Below are 17,800 nucleotides of genomic sequence, written 5' to 3'. Positions count from 1 at the left end.
AATGTGAAGATAGAATAATTCCCCAATCGATGCCTTGCTCTTTAAAAAAGGTTTTCTCAATTTAAAAAAGTTCTAAGGTTCTTGGGGTTAATTTATCTGGAGGCTTAACTGTTCTTACAACATCTTTCAATCCCTTCTCTGTCTCAATTGTGATCATAACATCGGTCGTTGCATGAACTGGTTCACCATCGAGATGTGCATGCTTAATATTCAACTGCTCAGCAATTTCGATACTCCGTTCAATCGGTGTAAGTGGGTATTGTTCTCTTATATCGACGACAGTATCTGGCCAGGTTAATACCATGAGATAGCGACATTCTTCTTTAGAAAGAATGTGGTGAATTCTACCAGTTTTCCACCCCAATTCCCTAATAAGATATCCTTCAGAAGGTGCTTTATTGTCACTTGCTTGAATGAAGGGCTCATAATCTTTTCCGTACCCTTGACCTCTACCATCCTTAAGTCTATTCAACTGTGTTTTAAGTATCGCGCGGCCTCTGTTCATCATAATACCCCCTAAAATAAAATATGCGTTCACCCAATGGAGTGCAGCCGGGCCTTCAAACATAAAATGGCGGCCCCAGGATGAGCCTGAGAACGCCATTTTTCATTTAGAATCCGGTATATTGCTTTGCATTTTAGAAGGATATTATACCAGATGCTTAAGCAGCCCCGATGCAGCTCCTAAAGTATTCATTGTTTAAATACAGAATGTTATTCCAATGTCACTATAAGGCGATCATTTTCAGGAGATATGGCATGCTGTTTACTTCCAAGGCGGCCATTATCGATTTTGTAATGATTAAATTGCCGTAAGGGGCCGTGATCCTAACCTTCTTGGTTAGGTGACTATTAGAACATTGCCCTGATAGTACTCACCGCTTCGCCTTATAGAACTCATGATACAGTTTCATCAGCGCCCGCTTCTCAATCCGCGACACATAGCTCCGACTAATCCCCAGCTCCTTCGCAATCTCCCGCTGCGTCCGCTCCTCACCGCCGAGTTCTAGCCCAAACCGGCCGACGACAACCTCTTTTTCCCGGTCATCCAAAATATCCAAATTCTTATAGATCTTACTCTTCTCGATCTTCAGCTGCACCGCATCTACAACATCGTCTGCTTCGCTGCCGAGAATGTCGATCAGCGTGATCTCGTTCCCCTCTTTATCTGTTCCGATCGGGTCATGCAAGGAAACATCTTTACGCGTCTTTTTCAATGAGCGCAAATGCATCAAGATCTCATTCTCGATACAACGCGCGGCGAACGTCGCCAGTTTTGTCCCTTTGTTCGGAGAGAAAGATTCGATCGCTTTGATCAATCCGATCGTCCCGATCGAGATCAAATCTAATAAATCTTCTCCTGTATTGTCGAATTTTTTGAGGATGTGAACACGAAGCTAGGTAAATGATCAAAGTATAACGAGTTCACCAACTTCAACAGAGCTTCAATTCATTTAATTCTTCGTGGTACAACCACCATTGTTCGATTTCCAAACAGACCAAAGTTGGAGTGATAAAAGGATAACTGACAACTAAAAAACTTCGATTTTTGAACGAGTTTATTAAGAAGTCCCTATTTCTTATTCAGAGCTCCGTAATCCAGATAGCTGACGGAGCTCTGACGCATAGTCCGCCAATTACTGCCGCATCAGGTTGGAACAGATCCAGCGCAACCGCCTTCAGGTATGCCTATGCTTTTACTAAGATACATTCTTATAAATCTTTGATTTCTCAATCTTGAGCTGGACCGCGTCCACCACGTCATCTGCCTCGCTGCGGAGGATATCAATCAGCGTAAATTCATCCCCCTCTTATCCGTTCCTATCTGATCATGGAAGGATACATCTTTCCGCGATTTCTTCAGCGAGCGAAGCTGCGATACCACATTAAACAAGAAATCGCTACTGGTTTAGTACACTTCCAGTTCCCAGATCATGTAGCTATTGTTGTAGCTGTTCGGATTTTTGGCTGTCATGTTTACTCGAACATAACGAGCGTTGACCGAGGTGAACTTGCAATCGTTGTAATTATCTGCGGCACTCGAAATGGTATAAACGGGCGTCCAGTTGACATTATCTGTTGAAACTTCAATGGTTGCCGATTGTGCGCTATTCAAGTCCTTCCAATTAATGATAGCTCTGCTTATGGATTGCGTTGATCCTAGATCTACTTTTAACCAGTTTGTGTTGCTCGTGTCGCTCTTCCAGTAGAAGTCGCGGTGATTATAGCCATCGACAGCGGACGAGGCTGTCTTGGTTGTGTCAGGTGTGGAAGAAGCAGTAGCCGTCTTGTTATATGCTTTGTCGGAAGAACGTTGATTCATGGTAATAGCAGAACTCTCATATACCGTCAAGTAGTAAGGTGCGGAGGTGACATTTCCTGCCGAACCAATCACCTTGGCTGTTATTACATACGAGCTAGCATAAGTATCGCTGCTATTGACAGATGTCGTTAGGGAATAGTTGTAAGGGGCGGTCGTGTCTGAGCCAAGCAGGACGCCATCCTTGTAAAATTCGACTTGTGTAATGCTGCCAGAGTATCCCGAGACATCTGTTTTAAAGGTGACACTGCTGCCGCTATAGAAGAGATCCTCCATGGAGTTCGTTAACTTAATTGCGGTAATAGGAGCAGCGAAAGATAAATTACTTACATTGCTATTGGCCACAATACCCGCTTGTGAAGCATTAGTAATTAACGTGGAACCATTCGTGTAAGTCAGATTCTCGAATGTTATATTCTGCATGTTGTAGGTTGGACTATATCCCCGAATAACGCCTCCAGTAACATTGGCTATACTGTCATTGACCGCTACATTCTTGAAGTATATATTGTTGACTTTTGAAGATCTTGTTGGTATTCCCCAACCTGTACTAGGGTAATCCAGATTGTTATACATAATGAGTTGTTCGACGCCGTCCTCAAGACGTATGTTATCGTACATAATATTTTTTAACTGTCTGTCTTCCTCTCCACTAAACCAGAAGGCTCCCCTTTTTCCGTCAATTTTTCCAAGTCGTATGATATCGATATTTTGCAAAAGAACATCATAGGTATCCCAGAAGTATGATCGGGAAGCACCGGGTCCACCGCCCCAATTTCCATTCCACACGACGCTATTTTTAACGATAGCATGTCTGCTTTGGGAGAAGTTAACGAAATCATCGTTATTTCTTACAAAGCAATCATCGACAGTGATATTAAAAGCAGAGGCATTAATGAAATCTGTCTCTCCATGCCATGAGATGTCTTTAACATTCGTGACAGTTACATTCACGGCGCCGTAAAACTGTGCCATTTTATAAGGAGAATCGATTATTGTGATGCCTTCTAGTGTCATTCCATTGACGCCCGATGCAGCAATCATACCTTGTTTATTAGCGGGATCTAGATGACCGCCGTATAGAATTCCTCGGCCTTTGATTGCAATATTGCTTGCTGCTGTACCGGAATAAACGGTATTAGTGCTTCCTGCTGTGTCATGTGTATCTCCCGGGAAGAAGGTTCCTTTTACGATTGCTCCGCCGGCTATATACACAGTCTTATTCGATGGAATATCGACATCCGTTCCAATATCGTACACACCTGGTGCGTAATAAATGACATTCGGGTCTGATGGACTGGGCACATTCGTCTCACTGGCATCGGCAAAAAGAAAGAGTGGGTTAGCCCGACCGTTAATTTCAACCGACAGTTTCTTTGGCGATGACAGTGAGAAACTAATCTTATTGCCGCTAACCGTTGGTGTAATCGCGTCTGATTTCGGTCTTACCGTAACGCTATTGATTGTGCCATTATAAAAGATGTCTACGTTGATTGGACCGCTTGAGGCGAAATTGGCGAAGGAAGCGCTCTGGATATCGCTTTCGTACTCAGATGCTGTTGATGGTATGTCATTTTTTGTCATGTAAACGAAAGGTTTTTTGCCATTCACCACAACGGAATAATAATCAGAGGGGAATAAATTCTCGAATCCGACCAAGCTTGTGGGTGCACTATACGTAGTAACACTGCTGGAAGGAAATGAAATTTTGACATTATCGACATAGAACGTCCCTGTATTGACAACAAACGTGTTAATCACAATTCGGTCAATAAGAGAGACATTCGATATAGTTTGAAGGCCAGTTTTCACCAGCACATTGTTAATATACAAGTCAAATGTATCCGAATTCGCATCGGCTACAATTTTGAAAGCATAGAATGTGCCAGCTGTATAAGATTGAAGGTCCACAGTACCAGTAATATCTGTATAACGAATCTTGCCATTAGCGTCAAGTCGGATTTGAGCGGCGCTTGCGCCTGTACTGTCTTGAAGCGTAACTGCAATCCCCTGGTTAAGTTGCTCGGCACGCAAGCTGAATTCAGCTGTAATCATATTTTGTGCTGTAAAGGTTTTAGTCATTTTCACGGAGCTGGTCGTGCTTGTGTCTAGTAACTGTACACTTTTGTCCGTAGAGCTTGGGATGTTCTGAACAGTTATCGTACCGCCGGTTTGGTCTAACGTCCATCCTGACATCGTGCCGCTATTGAAATCATCGTTAGACAATTCAGTGGAACTGCTGCCATCGGTTGAAACTTTGACATTATCGACATAGAACGTTCCTGTATTACTAACAAACGTGTTAATCACAATTCGGTCAATGACAGCGACATTCGATATAGTCTGAAGGTCATTTTTCACGAGAACATTGTTAATATATACGTCGAAGCTATCCGAATTGACATCGGCTACAATTTTGAAATCATAGAATGTGCCAGTTGTATATGATTGAAGGTCCATTGTACCAGTAATATCCGTATAGCGAATCTTGCCATTCGCGTCAAGTCGGATTTGAGCGGCGCTTGCGCCAGTGCTGTCTTGGAGTGTAGCTGCAATCCCCTGGTTAAGTTGCTCGGCACGCAAGCTGAATTCAGCTGTAATCATGTTTTGTGCTGTAAAGGTTTTAGTCATTTTCACGGAGCTGGTCGTGCTTGTGTCTAGTAACTGTACACTTTTGTCCGTAGAGCTTGGGATGTTCTGAACAGTTATCGTACCGCCGGTTTGGTCTAACGTCCATCCTGGCATCGTGCCGCTATTGAAGTCATCATTAGACAATTCAGTGGAACTGCTGCCATCGGTTGAAACTTTGACATTATCGACATAGAACGTTCCTGTACCGCTAACAAACGTGTTAATCACAATTCGGTCAATGAGAGCGACATTCAATATAGTCTGACGGTCAGTTTTCACGAGTACATTGTTAATATACACGTCGAAGTTATCCGAATTCGCATCGGCAACAATTTTGAAATCATAGAATGTATCAGTTGTATAAGATTGAAGGTCCACAGTACCAGTAATATCCGTATAGCGAATCTTGCCATTAGCGTCAAGTCGGATTTGAGCGGCGCTTGCGCCTGTACTGTCTTGAAGTGTAGCTGCAATTCCCTGGTTAAGTTGCTCGGCGCGCAAGCTGAATTCAGCTGTAATCATGTAATTTTGTGCTGTAAAGATTTTAGTCATTGATACGGGGCTGGTTGCGCTTGTATCGATTAACCGTACACTTTTATCCGTAGAGCTTGGGATGTTCTGGACAGTTATCGTGCCACCGCTTTGATCTAACGTCCATCCTGGCATCGTGCCGCTATTGAAGTCATCATTAGTCAATACAGTCGAAGCGCTTACGGGGTGGGGCGAGGCGATTACGGCTGCTAGACTGAAACAGAAAATAAGCATTGCGAGTAACTGTAAATACTTTTTTGCCATCATTCTTATTCCTCCTTTTGTGTAACACTCTATAAACAAAGAGCGCCTCAATCTTCATCCAGTGATGAATTAACGTGAGACGCCCTGTTGTTTCGTTTGCGTAGCTATTTGCTAGTCATTATATTGGCTTTGTTGTCGTCTATGCCATCCTTCCATCAGTCAACCAAGCTAAATTAAAGGTTGCAACTGCCAAATACTTTGTAAAGGCATTTTCACCATCCACCCAGTCACGTTCGTATAAACAGAAGATGGTTTTACGATCCGGACTGATGGCTAGGTCTGAGTATCCTGAAAATTCTTCAAGCATTTTACTGTATGCCCAGGTTACACCTTCATCTAGACTTAATCGTACTGTCAAATATTTTCGAGACTGAGACCCCCAAAGAAATTTCTGCTCACTGCCATGCCAATCCCTCTCTATGATGTCGCCTTCTCCATCGAATGCACAATTACTGAATAAAATACCGCTGAACCCTTGAATTTCCGGAAATGCAATTCGAAGTAAATGACCCTCGCATATGGGATCTGGCAACTGTTCGTCGTATTTTACATCCCCCCATGTGGCGCCGCCATCATGGCTGATTACAACTCCACGTCTCCTATTGGGAGATTCATGCCGAAAGTTCATCATCACGCTTCCATCAGATAGTTCTACAACGGTTGCTTCACTTGGATTTACCAAACCATCCTCATTCCATATAATGGAGCCCCTTTGCCAGGTTAGACCGTTGTCATCACTGTAAATACTAGACAGTACGGAGGGACGGTGAATTTGGCCACCATTGGACATCCATATAGAAACAACTAGCCTCCCGCTGCGCAACTGGATACTATGCCCGCATCCGTTCCCGATGACGTTCCAATTATACTCCGTCCGGAATTTCTCAAATACCTCTGTAATTTCCGTAGGTTCCGTCCACGTTCCCCCTTCGTCCTCACTTCGAATCAAGAAGCATTGTGCATAGTTTCGGTGCCACATAAAGTAAATCGTGTCACTATGTTTTCCTACAATCATCGTAGCGTTGTGAAAGGTTTCAGTCGAGGTTCCCTCAACCAGTATGATTCGATCACTCCATGATTGACCATTGTCTGTACTGCGGCGTAAAATAATATCCTGCTTCGTCCAATCCCCTACGCCCATTCTCGCCTCATAATGAGCAAGTACCGTGCCGAGACGTGTTGCAACAATTCCAGGAATCCGATACATCTGATATCCTTCCGTACCGTATTGCTCCAGGTTTAACTTTGTTAAGAATGATTCCAACATATTTGACTAACCTCCTGCGTGCTTTTATTAATCATCCAGCCTATTCAATCAGCTAACTTTAACCTCTAATCGTGACGCTATATGCTTTAAAATCGAATTCTCAAGTTGATCAAATAAACATTTCAGGTATAAGCTCTCTGGCGATCGGTCTCAGCCGATCCGCTTCCGAAGCAGGAATCCACCTGTATGGCCAGCGCAACCTTGTACCTACTTCCGCCCAGCCGCCAATGGCAGATAGTAGCTTATCACAAGCCGCATTGCAGTAACCTTGAACAGTAATGTAGGGAGTTATGTTTTCAGTCATGAATTGAACGATCCGCTTTTCTTGTTCGAGTGCCCCCGGAAGATCCGTTTTCATGCGCTCATACCAGCGCTGAGCACCCAGTGGGCTAAGACAAGCCACATTAGAATATGCCCCATGCGCTCCCCGAGCATAACCCGAAGCTAGGAAATGCCCCGGTACGAAGATCGATATTCCCTTCGCGTGGGTATTCATGGCTTTATACCAATCGTCATTACCACCGGCAACCTTGATGCCTACGATATTCGGAATCTCTGCCCGAATTCGAGCGTAAAGTTCTGGCGGAACAATTCGCTTAGCATGAGGCGGATTGTAGAGCACGATCCCGACTGGAGCAGCCGCTTCGGCGAATCTCTTCAAACAGTCTATTACCTCTTCATCCTTCAATGGAAACCAATCGGACAAAATAATTTGGATGGCGCTCGGATGCCACTGCACAGCTTGTTTAATTCGGACGAGCGAAAGCTGTGGGCTCATTTGGCTTGCGCCTACTTGGAAGGGCATTCCTGCTTTTTCACAAGCTGCAGCCAGCATCTCATTCACACGAACAAACTCATCTTCAGACTGCGTATAAAACTCTCCAGCAGTCCCATTCGAATAGATCCCGTCTACACCTGCACCGATCAAATAATCAATCTCCTCTTGCAGCTTTCCAAAATGGATGGAATCATCCTCATTAATAGGTAGCAGCAATGTTGCATAATTACCAACGATCTCTTCAGAACTAAGTGATCTCATGCGTCCATTCCTTCAGAGGGAATAAACAGACTTTCATGAATTTTAACAACTAATTTAACATAATTCCCCTCTCCTGTATGGCTGCAGCCTGAGCGGTGTACTTCACCTGGCCAGAACACAGTAAACATACCAGATTCGAGAATGAAACGCTGTTCATTAGCTATTTCATCGAATAAAGCGTAGTCCTTTTCCACCAGCATGTCCTCAACTTGATGATGCTCTTCAGAGGCAGGTGCATACCCAAAACCTTCTGCACCCTCCAAAATAATATGAATATCGGCATGTTTAGCATGACATTCGCCAAGGCGATTTCCCCAAACTTCGGTCTTTCCCTCTGCTCGAAAAACGAACATCTTTTGATCTACAATGTCGATTCGGCCATCCATCCGATCCACATTCAAGCCTAACGTAAAATCAATGGCATTACGTATGACATCACCATATTGGTTTCTATTCGCATCCCAATGTTTTACTGAATCAAGTATCATAATCCTCTTTACTCCCCCGATTACAATCTAATTGGATTTACATACGGTTTGTCATCTCTGAAATTGTAAGCATTCGCGATAAAGAGGTCACACATGCGATCAAACTCCCGAACGGAGCGTCCTCCCGAATGCGGCATAATGATCACATTATGCAATGACCACAGAGGACTTTCTGCTGGCAGCGGCTCCACGGCAAACACGTCCAACCCCGCACCACTCAAATGGTTGGTGGCAAGTGCATTGTATAGTGCTGATTCATCTACGATGCTGCCACGCGCTAGATTATAGAAATAAGCTCCCGGTTTCATTGCAGCAAATATATCTGCATCAAATAGCTGATCGGTGCCGTTTCCACCTGGGAGAATTAACACAATATGATCGGCAAGACCTATCACTTTCTTCAAGTCATGAACGCCATATACTTCCTTAATAAATGAATGCTGCTCTTCCGTATTACGCCGAACCCCAATGACATTCATACCGAGTCCTAAGCAGCGCCTAGCGATTTCTGTACCAATATCCCCGATTCCGACGATAAGGGCTGTTGTTCCGTAAACTTCATCGTAGGTTTCCGCGCGCTGCCAAAGTCTCTCCCCCATATCCCTTACATGCTGGGGAATCCTCCTTGTTAACCCCATCATCATCGCCACGAATTGCTCTGCTACGGCAATCGACATGACACCTTTAGCGTTGCAGTAGGTAAATGTCGGCTTGCTGCTCCAGTTTCTGCCGAGATAGCCGTCATAACCCACGCTGCCACTCTGGAGCAACTTGAGGTTGCTGGCAAAGACATGATCTGCTTTGGGCCAGCCTACAGCGATGTCCGACCGAGACAAAGCCGGAACATAGATATCGTCCGAAGCAGCCTCATCGATGCGTTCCCACGTGGCCCAACCCGATAGCGCTTCTCCAATTCGTTTCATATGCAAATCCGAAAATGCGTTCACAGCTATTAATGCATGTGGCCTCATCTCAAGAGTCCTCCCTTCAAATTTAACCGAGCGGCACCCGATATACCGAACCAGGTATGTAAGGATATTTTTCTTCCAGATCTTCCGGCAAATGAACACCCAATCCCGGCAATGTTGGCGCTTGAATGCATCCATTTTCAAATTTCAATGGCTCAATCATCATTTCATTTCTAAGTGGATTCGGCACATTCGAGAGTTCAAGAATCGTGCAGTTCCGCGATGCGAATGCCGCATGAAAGTTGCCCATAATCCCAACTCCGCCGCACCACGCATGCACAGCAATGGGAATGAATTTACGCTCACACATTTGGGCGATCCTACGGAAAGAGGCTAAACCGCCAATGACTGCGGCATCTGGTTGGAAAAGGTCTAGCGCCTCCGCCTTCAGATAAGCTTCTGCTTCCACTAAACTAGTTACTGTCTCTCCTCCGGCGACTGGTACATTCGTTTGACGACGAATTTCTGCAAAGCCTTCGTAATTGGTTACTTCCGCCGGTTCTTCAATCCAGAGAAGATTGTAAGCCTCGAGCCTGCGTGAAACTTCAATTGCCGTTTTCACCGGCCATGGATATTTAGCAAGTCCTTGGCACGCATCAACAGCAAGCCCCACTTCTGCCCCTAACACACTGCGGCAAAAAGCCACCTTTTCCTCAATCGCATCCAGGTCTTTCAGCAAATTAATTCGAATTTTTACCGCACCATAACCTTGATTGACGTAACCAAGCATTTCTTCTTCTAGTTCTGAAAACGGCTTATTATTCCCACCACTGGCGTAAGCTTTGATCTGGTTATGCACTTTTCCGCCTAATAGCTCGTAAACGGGTACCCCAAGTGCTTTGCCTTTTAAATCCCATAAAGCCATTTCCATTCCACTAAGGAATGCCTGTGTAATGCCCATCCGTCCCATATAATAATTAGCAACACGTGCCCGATCAATCAGCTCAAGGATGGAGAATGGATTTTGCCCAATCCAATCATGGGCCATTTGCTCGATGTGTGCCTTTGCTGCCTCTGGCGCATAAACGCCCGCATAGGTCTCACCAAGCCCATACATTCCTTCATCCGTCTCCACTTTCACAAAGACAGCAGGACGATAGCCCGTTTGCAAGCACAATACACGCTCCGCATCATCTGGTGTCGCATAGGGAGCACTAACAAGAATTGGTTTGACTGCTGTTATTTTCATCGCTTAAGCCTCCTGTTTAACCCCTTCTTGAATGTCCAAGAACGCAAATTGCTCAGCGAATGTTCTTATACTTTGGCGCTGTTCAGCAGTGAGTTGCTGAATAGGTTTGCGCGGTGCTCCAACCTCAAAGCCCTGTAGACGAAGAATTTCCCGCTCAAATGCGATAAAATCATACTTTATTAGCTCTGCAATAACTTCATTCACTTCAAATTGAATAGCCCGCGAACTAGTCAAATCGCCCTGTTGAAATGCCTTGTACAGTTCAACGAATTTACCGGGCATAATATTGTACGTGCTGCCGATTGCTCCGCAACAACCCATAGCCAGCCCTGCCAATAGGGCTTCATCTGGACCGTTGAATACGAGGAAATCAGGACCGCATGCTGCCATCAGCTGTTGAAGCTCGAAAGTGTTCGTAGATGTGAACTTCACCCCAATAATGTTTGGTTCTTGGGCTAGTTCTGCATAGAAAGCAGCAGTAGCATTTACTCCCGTCATAGCTGGAAAATGATACATGATTAGTGGAATATCAGCTGCACGTGCGATATCCAGATAATGCTCCTTCACTTGCTCCAAACCATGCTTATAATAAAATGGTGCGACAGCTGATACAGCTGCAGCTCCTACATCAGCGGCATGCCGCGTCAATTCCACACAAGTTGCTGTATCCATGGCGCCGATATGTGTGATCACCGGCACTTCCCCTTTAACCTCATCAAGTGCAAGCTCAAGAAAAGCTTTTCGCTCTGAAATCGTTTGCAAAAAACCTTCACCTGTGGAGCCGCTCAAATAAAATCCACCTACTCCTTTCTTTAACAAATGTCTAACAAGTTGTCTGGTAACAGGCTCATTCAATTGTCCAGAAGCTGTGTAAGGCGTAATTAATGCAGGAATAATGCCTTGCATGAGATTGGTTTGGTTCGACATATGGTTCCCTCTTTCAACTATAATCTTATTAGTTATAACTTGATCTTCACTAACGCTATTCCCCTGAACACCACTAATAGTGCTGTTTATTTTGTTCTTACCCCTTCACTGCACCAATCATGGCGCCTTTAACAAAATACTTTTGAATAAATGGGTACACACACACAATTGGTAGCGTGGAAATTACTATCATGGCTGCTTTTAGCGTTTCCACGGGAGGAAGGCGACCGTTTGTGAATTTCTGAGGTTCATCATCGAGTGTGCTCGTAGACAATATATTGTTTAGGACGACTTGAATCGGGAACTTATGATTGTCCTTAATGTACAAGACAGCATCAAACCAAGAGTTCCAGTGAGCAACTGCGTAGAACAAACCGACGGTAACAATAGACGGCATGGAAAGCGGCACAATCAGCTTCCACAAGATTACGAAAGGCGAAGCGCCATCCATAAAGGCCGATTCTTCTAGCTCCTGCGGGATGGCAAGGAAGAACGTACGTATGATAAAGAAGTTAAAGGCGCTAATTAGTCCCGGAATAATCATAACCCAGAAGGAATTCCTTAACCCAATATTCGTAATAAGCAAATAGCTAGGAATTAACCCACCATGGAAAATCATTGTAAAAAAAACAAACATTGCTATCCCGTTACGAAAGGGCATGCCCCGCTTGGCCAGACCATAAGCAAGCAAAATAGTAAAAAACAGATTGCACGCTGTTCCAACAACAACTCGCAAGATCGTAACCATATACGCGCTGTAAACGTGGGAACCATGACGCAGCAGTATTTTATAAGCATACAGATCAAAGTGCTCAGGAATCAGAATGAACATACCTCTCCGAAATCGTTCCTCTTCACTAACGATCGATGTCGAAATCAAGTTAATAAACGGAGCGATGAAGCTTATACTGAGCAGAATAAGAATGGTATAGTTAACAATCGTGAACCAATCCACCCGACGGCGGCGAACGTGCGGCATCTATGCCACCTCCTAGAAAAGTGATTCCTGCTGCATTTTTTTCGCAGTAAAATTGGCGGCAAGTATGAGGATGAGTGAAATTATGTTTTTAAACAATCCAACCGCCGTTGCATAAGAATAATGTGTTGCTCCAATGCCTTCCCGATAAACATAGGTATCGATAATATCAGAAACCCTATACACTGGAGGAGAATACAAGAGGTAAATTTGCTCAAAACCTGCATTCAGCAACCCGCCAACATTGAAAATCAGCAGCAGTACCATAATTGGAACAATGCCTGGAAGGGTGACATGCCACATTTTTCGCCAGCGGCCAGCCCCATCCATCTCCGCTGCTTCGTATAACTGCGGGTCAATTCCTGCAATAGCCGCCAAGTAAAGGATGCTGCCCCAGCCGATACTTTGCCAAATATGGCTGCTTACCAGAACGGAGCGAAAATAATTTTCATTTCCCATGAAATAAATAGAATCAAAACCAAGTGATTTCAGAATGACGTTGATAAAACCAACCTCGGTTGACAGCAAGTTTACCAGAATACCTGCAACAATTACCATGGAAAGAAAATGTGGTAAATAAGATAACGTTTGGACTACACGCTTGAACAATCCATGACTAACTTCATTCAACATAAGCGCCAGAACTATCGATGCCGGGAAAGCCCACAAAAGCTTATATAAACTGATTAGAAGCGTGTTCTCCATGACATTCCAAAAGTAGACCGAATCCATGAACTGTTGAAAGAAACGAAATCCAACCCACGGACCATGAAGTAAATCACCGATAACGTTGTATGGGGAAACATCTTTAAACGCAATCGCAATTCCGAGCATGGGAACATAGTGAAAAATGAGAAAGTATAGAACGCCCGGAAGTACAAGCAAGTAGTAATGCCTATAAATGAGCATCGTCTTCCACAAACTGCGTGTCCGAGTACTTATTTCTGTCTGTTTGCGCTGCAGTACGATTTCACTCATGATTATCCCTCCTCCTATGGATCAAAGGGAAATGGGATTCAACTCTCCCCCATTCCCCCTTTCTTCTGATTTTATTTGCTTGCGTTGTACTGTTTTGTATACTCGTCAGTGAGCTTGTCGATGCCTGCTTTTTTCAGTTCATCCTGGAATTTATCCCAATCGGACAACGGTCTTGCGCCCATAATGAACTTAATCGGTTCTTCACCCGTTAGACGGTCAATGTCACCTTTGGTTGGTACAGCATCGCTTATAGCTTTGTTGTTGTAAATCATCGTTTTGTCAGGACGCTCCTTACCAAAATCCGCAACATTTACGTATACAAAATTTTTGAGATATTCGTTATGCTTTTTGGTGCTCGCATCCGTAGATACTGTTTTGTTTTCCCAGTTCGCGACAGCCGCCCAGCGGAGCTCACCGATATAACCTGCTGAAATGTCTTTCACAAGCACCGCATATGTACCCGCTTGCTCATCCACCCATTTCCAATCACGATCTTTGATTCCAAAGTAAGAAGTTAAATAGTTGTCTTGACTTTTAAACTCCCAATCAATAAAACGAATGACGGCTTCAACATTTTTGGATTGTTTCGGTACGACAAATGCTTGATCGGCATACGCAGTCACCGTGTCTAACTTACCTTTTGGTCCAGTCAACCAATATGGGGTATAATCGATACCCGCTTTAGGTCCTGCAATTAGAGTTGCTCGTGAGTACCATCCAGTCCATATGCCAAGACGATTTGTCTTAAATAAATCTTCAGGATTAAATGTGCCAAATGCTTCTTTGTAAATATAGCCTTTGTTGTACCAGTCAGCCATCTTGGCGATCAAATCTTTATATCCCGGATTAACCTCAATCGGTTTGATCTTTTTATCTACAGGGTCGAGCCAGTTATTGGCTCCTTGATCAACAAAACCGCCAGCGAATTCTTGTTTCAATTGACCCATACCACCATCCATGCCAAGAACGATGGTGTCGTCTTTGCCGTTGCCATCTGGATCTTTGTCCTTAAAGGCTTGCATAATTTTCTCAAGATCTTCAAGTGTCTTCGGTTCAGGCAGATTCAGCTTGGTCAGCCAATCCTTACGGATCCAAACCGGGTATAAGTTAGCTGGAGCAGTTTTCGGTATGCCCCAAATGTTCCCTTTACTATCGGTTACTTCCTTCCACATTTCGGCAGGAAGCGATTTCTTGATATTTTGACCGTATTTGTCAAGCGCTGCATTAATCGGCTGGATGGCTCCTTGCCCTGCAAGACTCGTCCATGATGCTGCGTTGAACAGATCAAAATTATCTTGAGACGCAAGCATCGCATTAAGCTTGTCAAGGCCTGGCTGTCCTTTTGGCGCCATGATGACATTAGGAGTTACTCCCGTTTCTTTCGCCACAAGACTTTGCATCTCTTTCAGTTTATCAGGGTTACTGCCTTGCGGGTATGTCTGCTCTAACCCGTTGTTCATATAGATGTTGATCGATGCAGCTTTCGGCGCCTCGGATGGTGAGGTTGTTGCCGTTGTTGCTGTTGCGGTTGTCGAAGCGGCAGGCGTCACCTCTACTTTATTGCTACTGCAGCCCGCGAAAATGCTTGCAACTAATACGAAAGAAAATGTGATCGATACGGATTTTTTCATGTTCATCCTGTCTTTATCCTCCCTTTTCTTCATGTTTATTTTTCCCTTACACCTTTACCATACAATCTTTGAAAGCGTTTCACTATCTGCTTTTTTTCGAAATCGATACATATCATTTTGACATTGCTGAGATATGTCAAATATTTATGTACTCTTATAATCGTTGTATTATATCAAAAAAGCGAGGACCGGAAGGAACGGCCATCGCTTGCAAGTTGGTTATGATGACGATTGTTTTATCAGTTTTTTGTACTCGCCCGGTGTCATTCCAACGCTTTCCTTAAATATGCGAATAAAGTAATACGAGTTGTTGTAGCCGATCTGCTCTGCGATTTGCTGAATTTGCAATTCGGTTTGCGCCAACATCTGCTTGCTTCGCTCGATCCGAAGCTCCTTGATGTATTCGCTGAAGTTCTGACCGGTTTCCTGTTTGAATAGCCGGCTTATGTAAGCTGAATTCAATCCAAGCTGAGTAGCGAGTACACTCAGCGAAACATCGCTAACAATTTGTTGATTGATAAGTTCCATTAACCGTGAGATATGACTATTATCATCATTGTTTAGCTGCCCAGCAACGGCTTGGCACTCGCTTGCCACAAATTCCAGCAGCCAGTTCTTCATATCAGGTATGGTACTGCGCTTCAGGAAAGCGGTGTACACATTGTTTTCCCCTTGATTGTGAACCACAGGATTAATCCCCATGCGAATTAATTCTTCCAGCAGACCTGACAGGAAGTGAACAAGCAAGGACTGATATTGTTCAAAAGGCAAATGGCGAACCTCAAGTTCCTTTATAAAATCATTTACTGATTTGGCAGCTCCATCCGAATCCGCCAACTTCACAAAGCGATAAACAAGATCCGCCTTTTCTTTTGGATAAGTAAAATGATTGGTTACGGGAAGTGCGACTTCATCAATGCAAATGAAAGAACCTCCACCAAGCATCCGCCGGTATTCCAAAGCTTCCTTCGCTTCTAAATAGGCTTGCGGAAGTTGTGCAATTGAATGGACGTATCGGCTGACGCCTATGCTGCATAATGTACCCGAAGATAACCATTTATTATGTAAATCACGAAAAAATGCAGTCATTTTCTCGCTGAATTCTTCTTCCAATTGAACAATGACTGCAAGCCGCAATGTGTTGACCTCAACGTATTCGTAAGACTTTTCCATGCAACCAGATGCTTCAATAGAAGATTTTAGTTCGAGCATTTTCACAGCTTCTTCAAAGGGATTTTCAATGACTATTGAAGCGCCATTGCCATGTTCGATAACTTGTTCCTGTTCAATGAGCAGAAGCAAGCATCCCCCAGTTGTCATCTTAATCCCGAGTGAATTAAGCCTCTCCTTAAGCTGTTCCAGCGTTTGGTTCTGACCACGAAGCAAAGAAAGTTTAAAATGCTCCCGATACATCGGCAAAGCATCATTAAGTTTGCTAATCAGCTCTTGCCTCTCAAGGATGGTGGAGTGCATAAGTCTGCCAATCCATTGAAGTTCATCACTCGTGCTCTGTGAAGCATTCACTTCTTGAAGTCCCGCACGTAATGTGCTGGACAGCTTCAATATCGGCTGATATAACTTAGATGTTGAGAAATAAACGATAATGAGCATAAGCATAATGAGTATCACTGCTGTCAATATAACCGTCCGCATAATAGCATTTGTTCCTCGTAACACTTGATTATAATCACTCGTATATACAAACGTCCATGGCAATTCGGATGAGTGAATGGATGTAACTACTTGCTTTGTACCATCTATATTCATGACAGAGGAGGAAATATTAACTTTGCTAGGTTTCGCTGGAGCAGACCAAATTTGAAAAAGTTTCTGCTGCTGGTCAGTCATTATAATTTGGTTATCCCCGTCAACCACGTAGTAATGATCGGCCGAATCGAGCTTCTTAAGTGCTTTGTTGAATAAGTAATCGGCATCGATATTTATAGCAAACGCATTGTGGGCGAACGACGTGCGAATAACGATGGTCATGATTTTCTTTTGCTGAAAGCCCTTCTGAAGCGTTCGAGTTCCCAATACCCGGACTGACATCGGACTTAGGGAATCAACCTCAGACTGCCACGCATTATCGGTAAACGCTTCCAAGTTTTTTTGTACAAGCGGACTGGATGCTTCGAAATCCAGCACTTGGTTCCGAACACTATCATAGAAGTAGACCGATTCAATAAAATCGTTGTTCACGCGAAACGACTCCATATAACGAAGCGATTCTTCCTTCATCCGCCAGTAATTGTAGTAATTCACCTGGTCGTGAGTGATATCTTGCTCCGTATACGCTTCGTATTTTTCACTATCCGTGTAGGATTGAAAGATCTGCATGGAGGGGCTGAACAACAGTTGCCTGCTCGTATTTTCCACTTGATGAAACATGAGCTCCACTGCACTAACCGTTTGAGCAAGCAGCTTCTCGTTGCCAGCCATAGTTTCGGTTTTGAATTTGGAAGTTACGGAATAGTAGGATACAACATTTGCTACTAATATGGGAAGTAACCCCACCATACCAATTACAATCAACAAACGCATAAAAAACTTTTTGGAGCGTATTGCTGTCCTCCATTTTGCTACCACCTGCT

The 17,800-nt window shown here is 44.0% G+C and carries 12 protein-coding genes and 2 pseudogenes; all 14 read right to left on the bottom strand.

The genetic code is table 11. The annotated features are described in order from the left end of the window. Window positions 1-61 precede the first annotated feature (61 nt). Window positions 62-505: a TnsA endonuclease N-terminal domain-containing protein gene (locus A8709_RS27070; protein ID WP_167357181.1), complete on the bottom strand. Its 444-nt coding sequence runs from the start codon at window positions 503-505 to the stop codon at window positions 62-64. Between the two features lie 370 nt (window positions 506-875). Continuing rightward, window positions 876-1,397: pseudogene (gene sigK, locus A8709_RS27065) on the bottom strand (RNA polymerase sporulation sigma factor SigK); the annotation flags it as partial. Window positions 1,398-1,706: 309 nt separating this feature from the next. Then, a pseudogene (locus A8709_RS35280) lies at window positions 1,707-1,885 on the bottom strand (RNA polymerase subunit sigma-70); the annotation flags it as partial. Window positions 1,886-1,909: 24 nt separating this feature from the next. Further along, window positions 1,910-5,746, bottom strand: a complete 3,837-nt coding sequence (locus tag A8709_RS27060) for a galactose-binding domain-containing protein (protein ID WP_167357180.1) — start codon at window positions 5,744-5,746, stop codon at window positions 1,910-1,912. Window positions 5,747-5,885: 139 nt separating this feature from the next. Beyond that, a complete protein-coding gene (locus tag A8709_RS27055; RefSeq protein WP_065856981.1) occupies window positions 5,886-7,013 on the bottom strand; it encodes a sialidase family protein in 1,128 nt (375 codons plus the stop codon). A gap of 109 nt (window positions 7,014-7,122) precedes the next feature. Then, window positions 7,123-8,052, bottom strand: coding sequence for a dihydrodipicolinate synthase family protein (locus A8709_RS27050; RefSeq protein ID WP_065856979.1), 930 nt, complete (start codon window positions 8,050-8,052; stop codon window positions 7,123-7,125). Continuing rightward, window positions 8,049-8,540: a NanQ anomerase/TabA/YiaL family protein gene (locus tag A8709_RS27045; protein WP_065856977.1), complete on the bottom strand. Its 492-nt coding sequence runs from the start codon at window positions 8,538-8,540 to the stop codon at window positions 8,049-8,051. Before A8709_RS27045 ends, A8709_RS27050 begins: the two co-directional genes overlap by 4 nt. 20 nt (window positions 8,541-8,560) lie before the next feature. Continuing rightward, on the bottom strand, window positions 8,561-9,511 hold the full coding sequence (locus A8709_RS27040; protein ID WP_065856975.1) for a D-2-hydroxyacid dehydrogenase: 951 nt from the start codon (window positions 9,509-9,511) through the stop codon (window positions 8,561-8,563). Between the two features lie 22 nt (window positions 9,512-9,533). After that, entirely contained in the window at window positions 9,534-10,697 is a 1,164-nt protein-coding gene (locus A8709_RS27035; protein WP_065856973.1) for a mandelate racemase/muconate lactonizing enzyme family protein, read from the bottom strand. Window positions 10,698-10,700: 3 nt separating this feature from the next. Then, the gene (locus tag A8709_RS27030) at window positions 10,701-11,624 is read right to left on the bottom strand and encodes a dihydrodipicolinate synthase family protein (protein ID WP_065856971.1); all 924 of its coding nucleotides are present in this window, start codon (window positions 11,622-11,624) and stop codon (window positions 10,701-10,703) included. A gap of 97 nt (window positions 11,625-11,721) precedes the next feature. Beyond that, window positions 11,722-12,603: a carbohydrate ABC transporter permease gene (locus tag A8709_RS27025; RefSeq protein WP_065856969.1), complete on the bottom strand. Its 882-nt coding sequence runs from the start codon at window positions 12,601-12,603 to the stop codon at window positions 11,722-11,724. Between the two features lie 12 nt (window positions 12,604-12,615). Then, window positions 12,616-13,578 carry an ABC transporter permease gene (locus tag A8709_RS27020; RefSeq protein ID WP_065856967.1) on the bottom strand — a complete coding sequence of 321 codons (963 nt, stop codon included), beginning with the start codon at window positions 13,576-13,578 and terminating at the stop codon, window positions 12,616-12,618. 71 nt (window positions 13,579-13,649) lie between these two features. Further along, window positions 13,650-15,215 (bottom strand): type 2 periplasmic-binding domain-containing protein, encoded by a 1,566-nt coding sequence (locus tag A8709_RS27015; protein ID WP_167357179.1) that lies wholly within the window; start codon window positions 15,213-15,215, stop codon window positions 13,650-13,652. 213 nt (window positions 15,216-15,428) lie between these two features. Next, entirely contained in the window at window positions 15,429-17,750 is a 2,322-nt protein-coding gene (locus A8709_RS27010) for a helix-turn-helix domain-containing protein (protein WP_065856965.1), read from the bottom strand. Window positions 17,751-17,800: the final 50 nt, after the last annotated feature.

It is taken from the genome of Paenibacillus pectinilyticus (assembly GCF_001700435.1).
In the GTDB taxonomy this organism is placed as follows: domain Bacteria; phylum Bacillota; class Bacilli; order Paenibacillales; family NBRC-103111; genus Paenibacillus_E; species Paenibacillus_E pectinilyticus.
Note: the sequence above shows the minus strand (reverse complement) of the source record. Positions and strands in the feature narration are given on the sequence as shown.

Excerpts from the sequence above, each read along its gene's own strand:
- A8709_RS27070 (WP_167357181.1), bottom strand. The coding sequence starts at position 505 with ATGAACAGAGGCCGCGCGATACTTAAAACACAGTTGAATAGACTTAAG.
- A8709_RS27060 (WP_167357180.1), bottom strand. The coding sequence starts at position 5,746 with ATGGCAAAAAAGTATTTACAGTTACTCGCAATGCTTATTTTCTGTTTC.
- A8709_RS27055 (WP_065856981.1), bottom strand. The coding sequence starts at position 7,013 with ATGTTGGAATCATTCTTAACAAAGTTAAACCTGGAGCAATACGGTACG.
- A8709_RS27050 (WP_065856979.1), bottom strand. The coding sequence starts at position 8,052 with ATGAGATCACTTAGTTCTGAAGAGATCGTTGGTAATTATGCAACATTG.
- A8709_RS27045 (WP_065856977.1), bottom strand. The coding sequence starts at position 8,540 with ATGATACTTGATTCAGTAAAACATTGGGATGCGAATAGAAACCAATAT.
- A8709_RS27040 (WP_065856975.1), bottom strand. The coding sequence starts at position 9,511 with ATGAGGCCACATGCATTAATAGCTGTGAACGCATTTTCGGATTTGCAT.
- A8709_RS27035 (WP_065856973.1), bottom strand. The coding sequence starts at position 10,697 with ATGAAAATAACAGCAGTCAAACCAATTCTTGTTAGTGCTCCCTATGCG.
- A8709_RS27030 (WP_065856971.1), bottom strand. The coding sequence starts at position 11,624 with ATGTCGAACCAAACCAATCTCATGCAAGGCATTATTCCTGCATTAATT.
- A8709_RS27025 (WP_065856969.1), bottom strand. The coding sequence starts at position 12,603 with ATGCCGCACGTTCGCCGCCGTCGGGTGGATTGGTTCACGATTGTTAAC.
- A8709_RS27020 (WP_065856967.1), bottom strand. The coding sequence starts at position 13,578 with ATGAGTGAAATCGTACTGCAGCGCAAACAGACAGAAATAAGTACTCGG.
- A8709_RS27015 (WP_167357179.1), bottom strand. The coding sequence starts at position 15,215 with ATGAACATGAAAAAATCCGTATCGATCACATTTTCTTTCGTATTAGTT.
- A8709_RS27010 (WP_065856965.1), bottom strand. The coding sequence starts at position 17,750 with ATGCGTTTGTTGATTGTAATTGGTATGGTGGGGTTACTTCCCATATTA.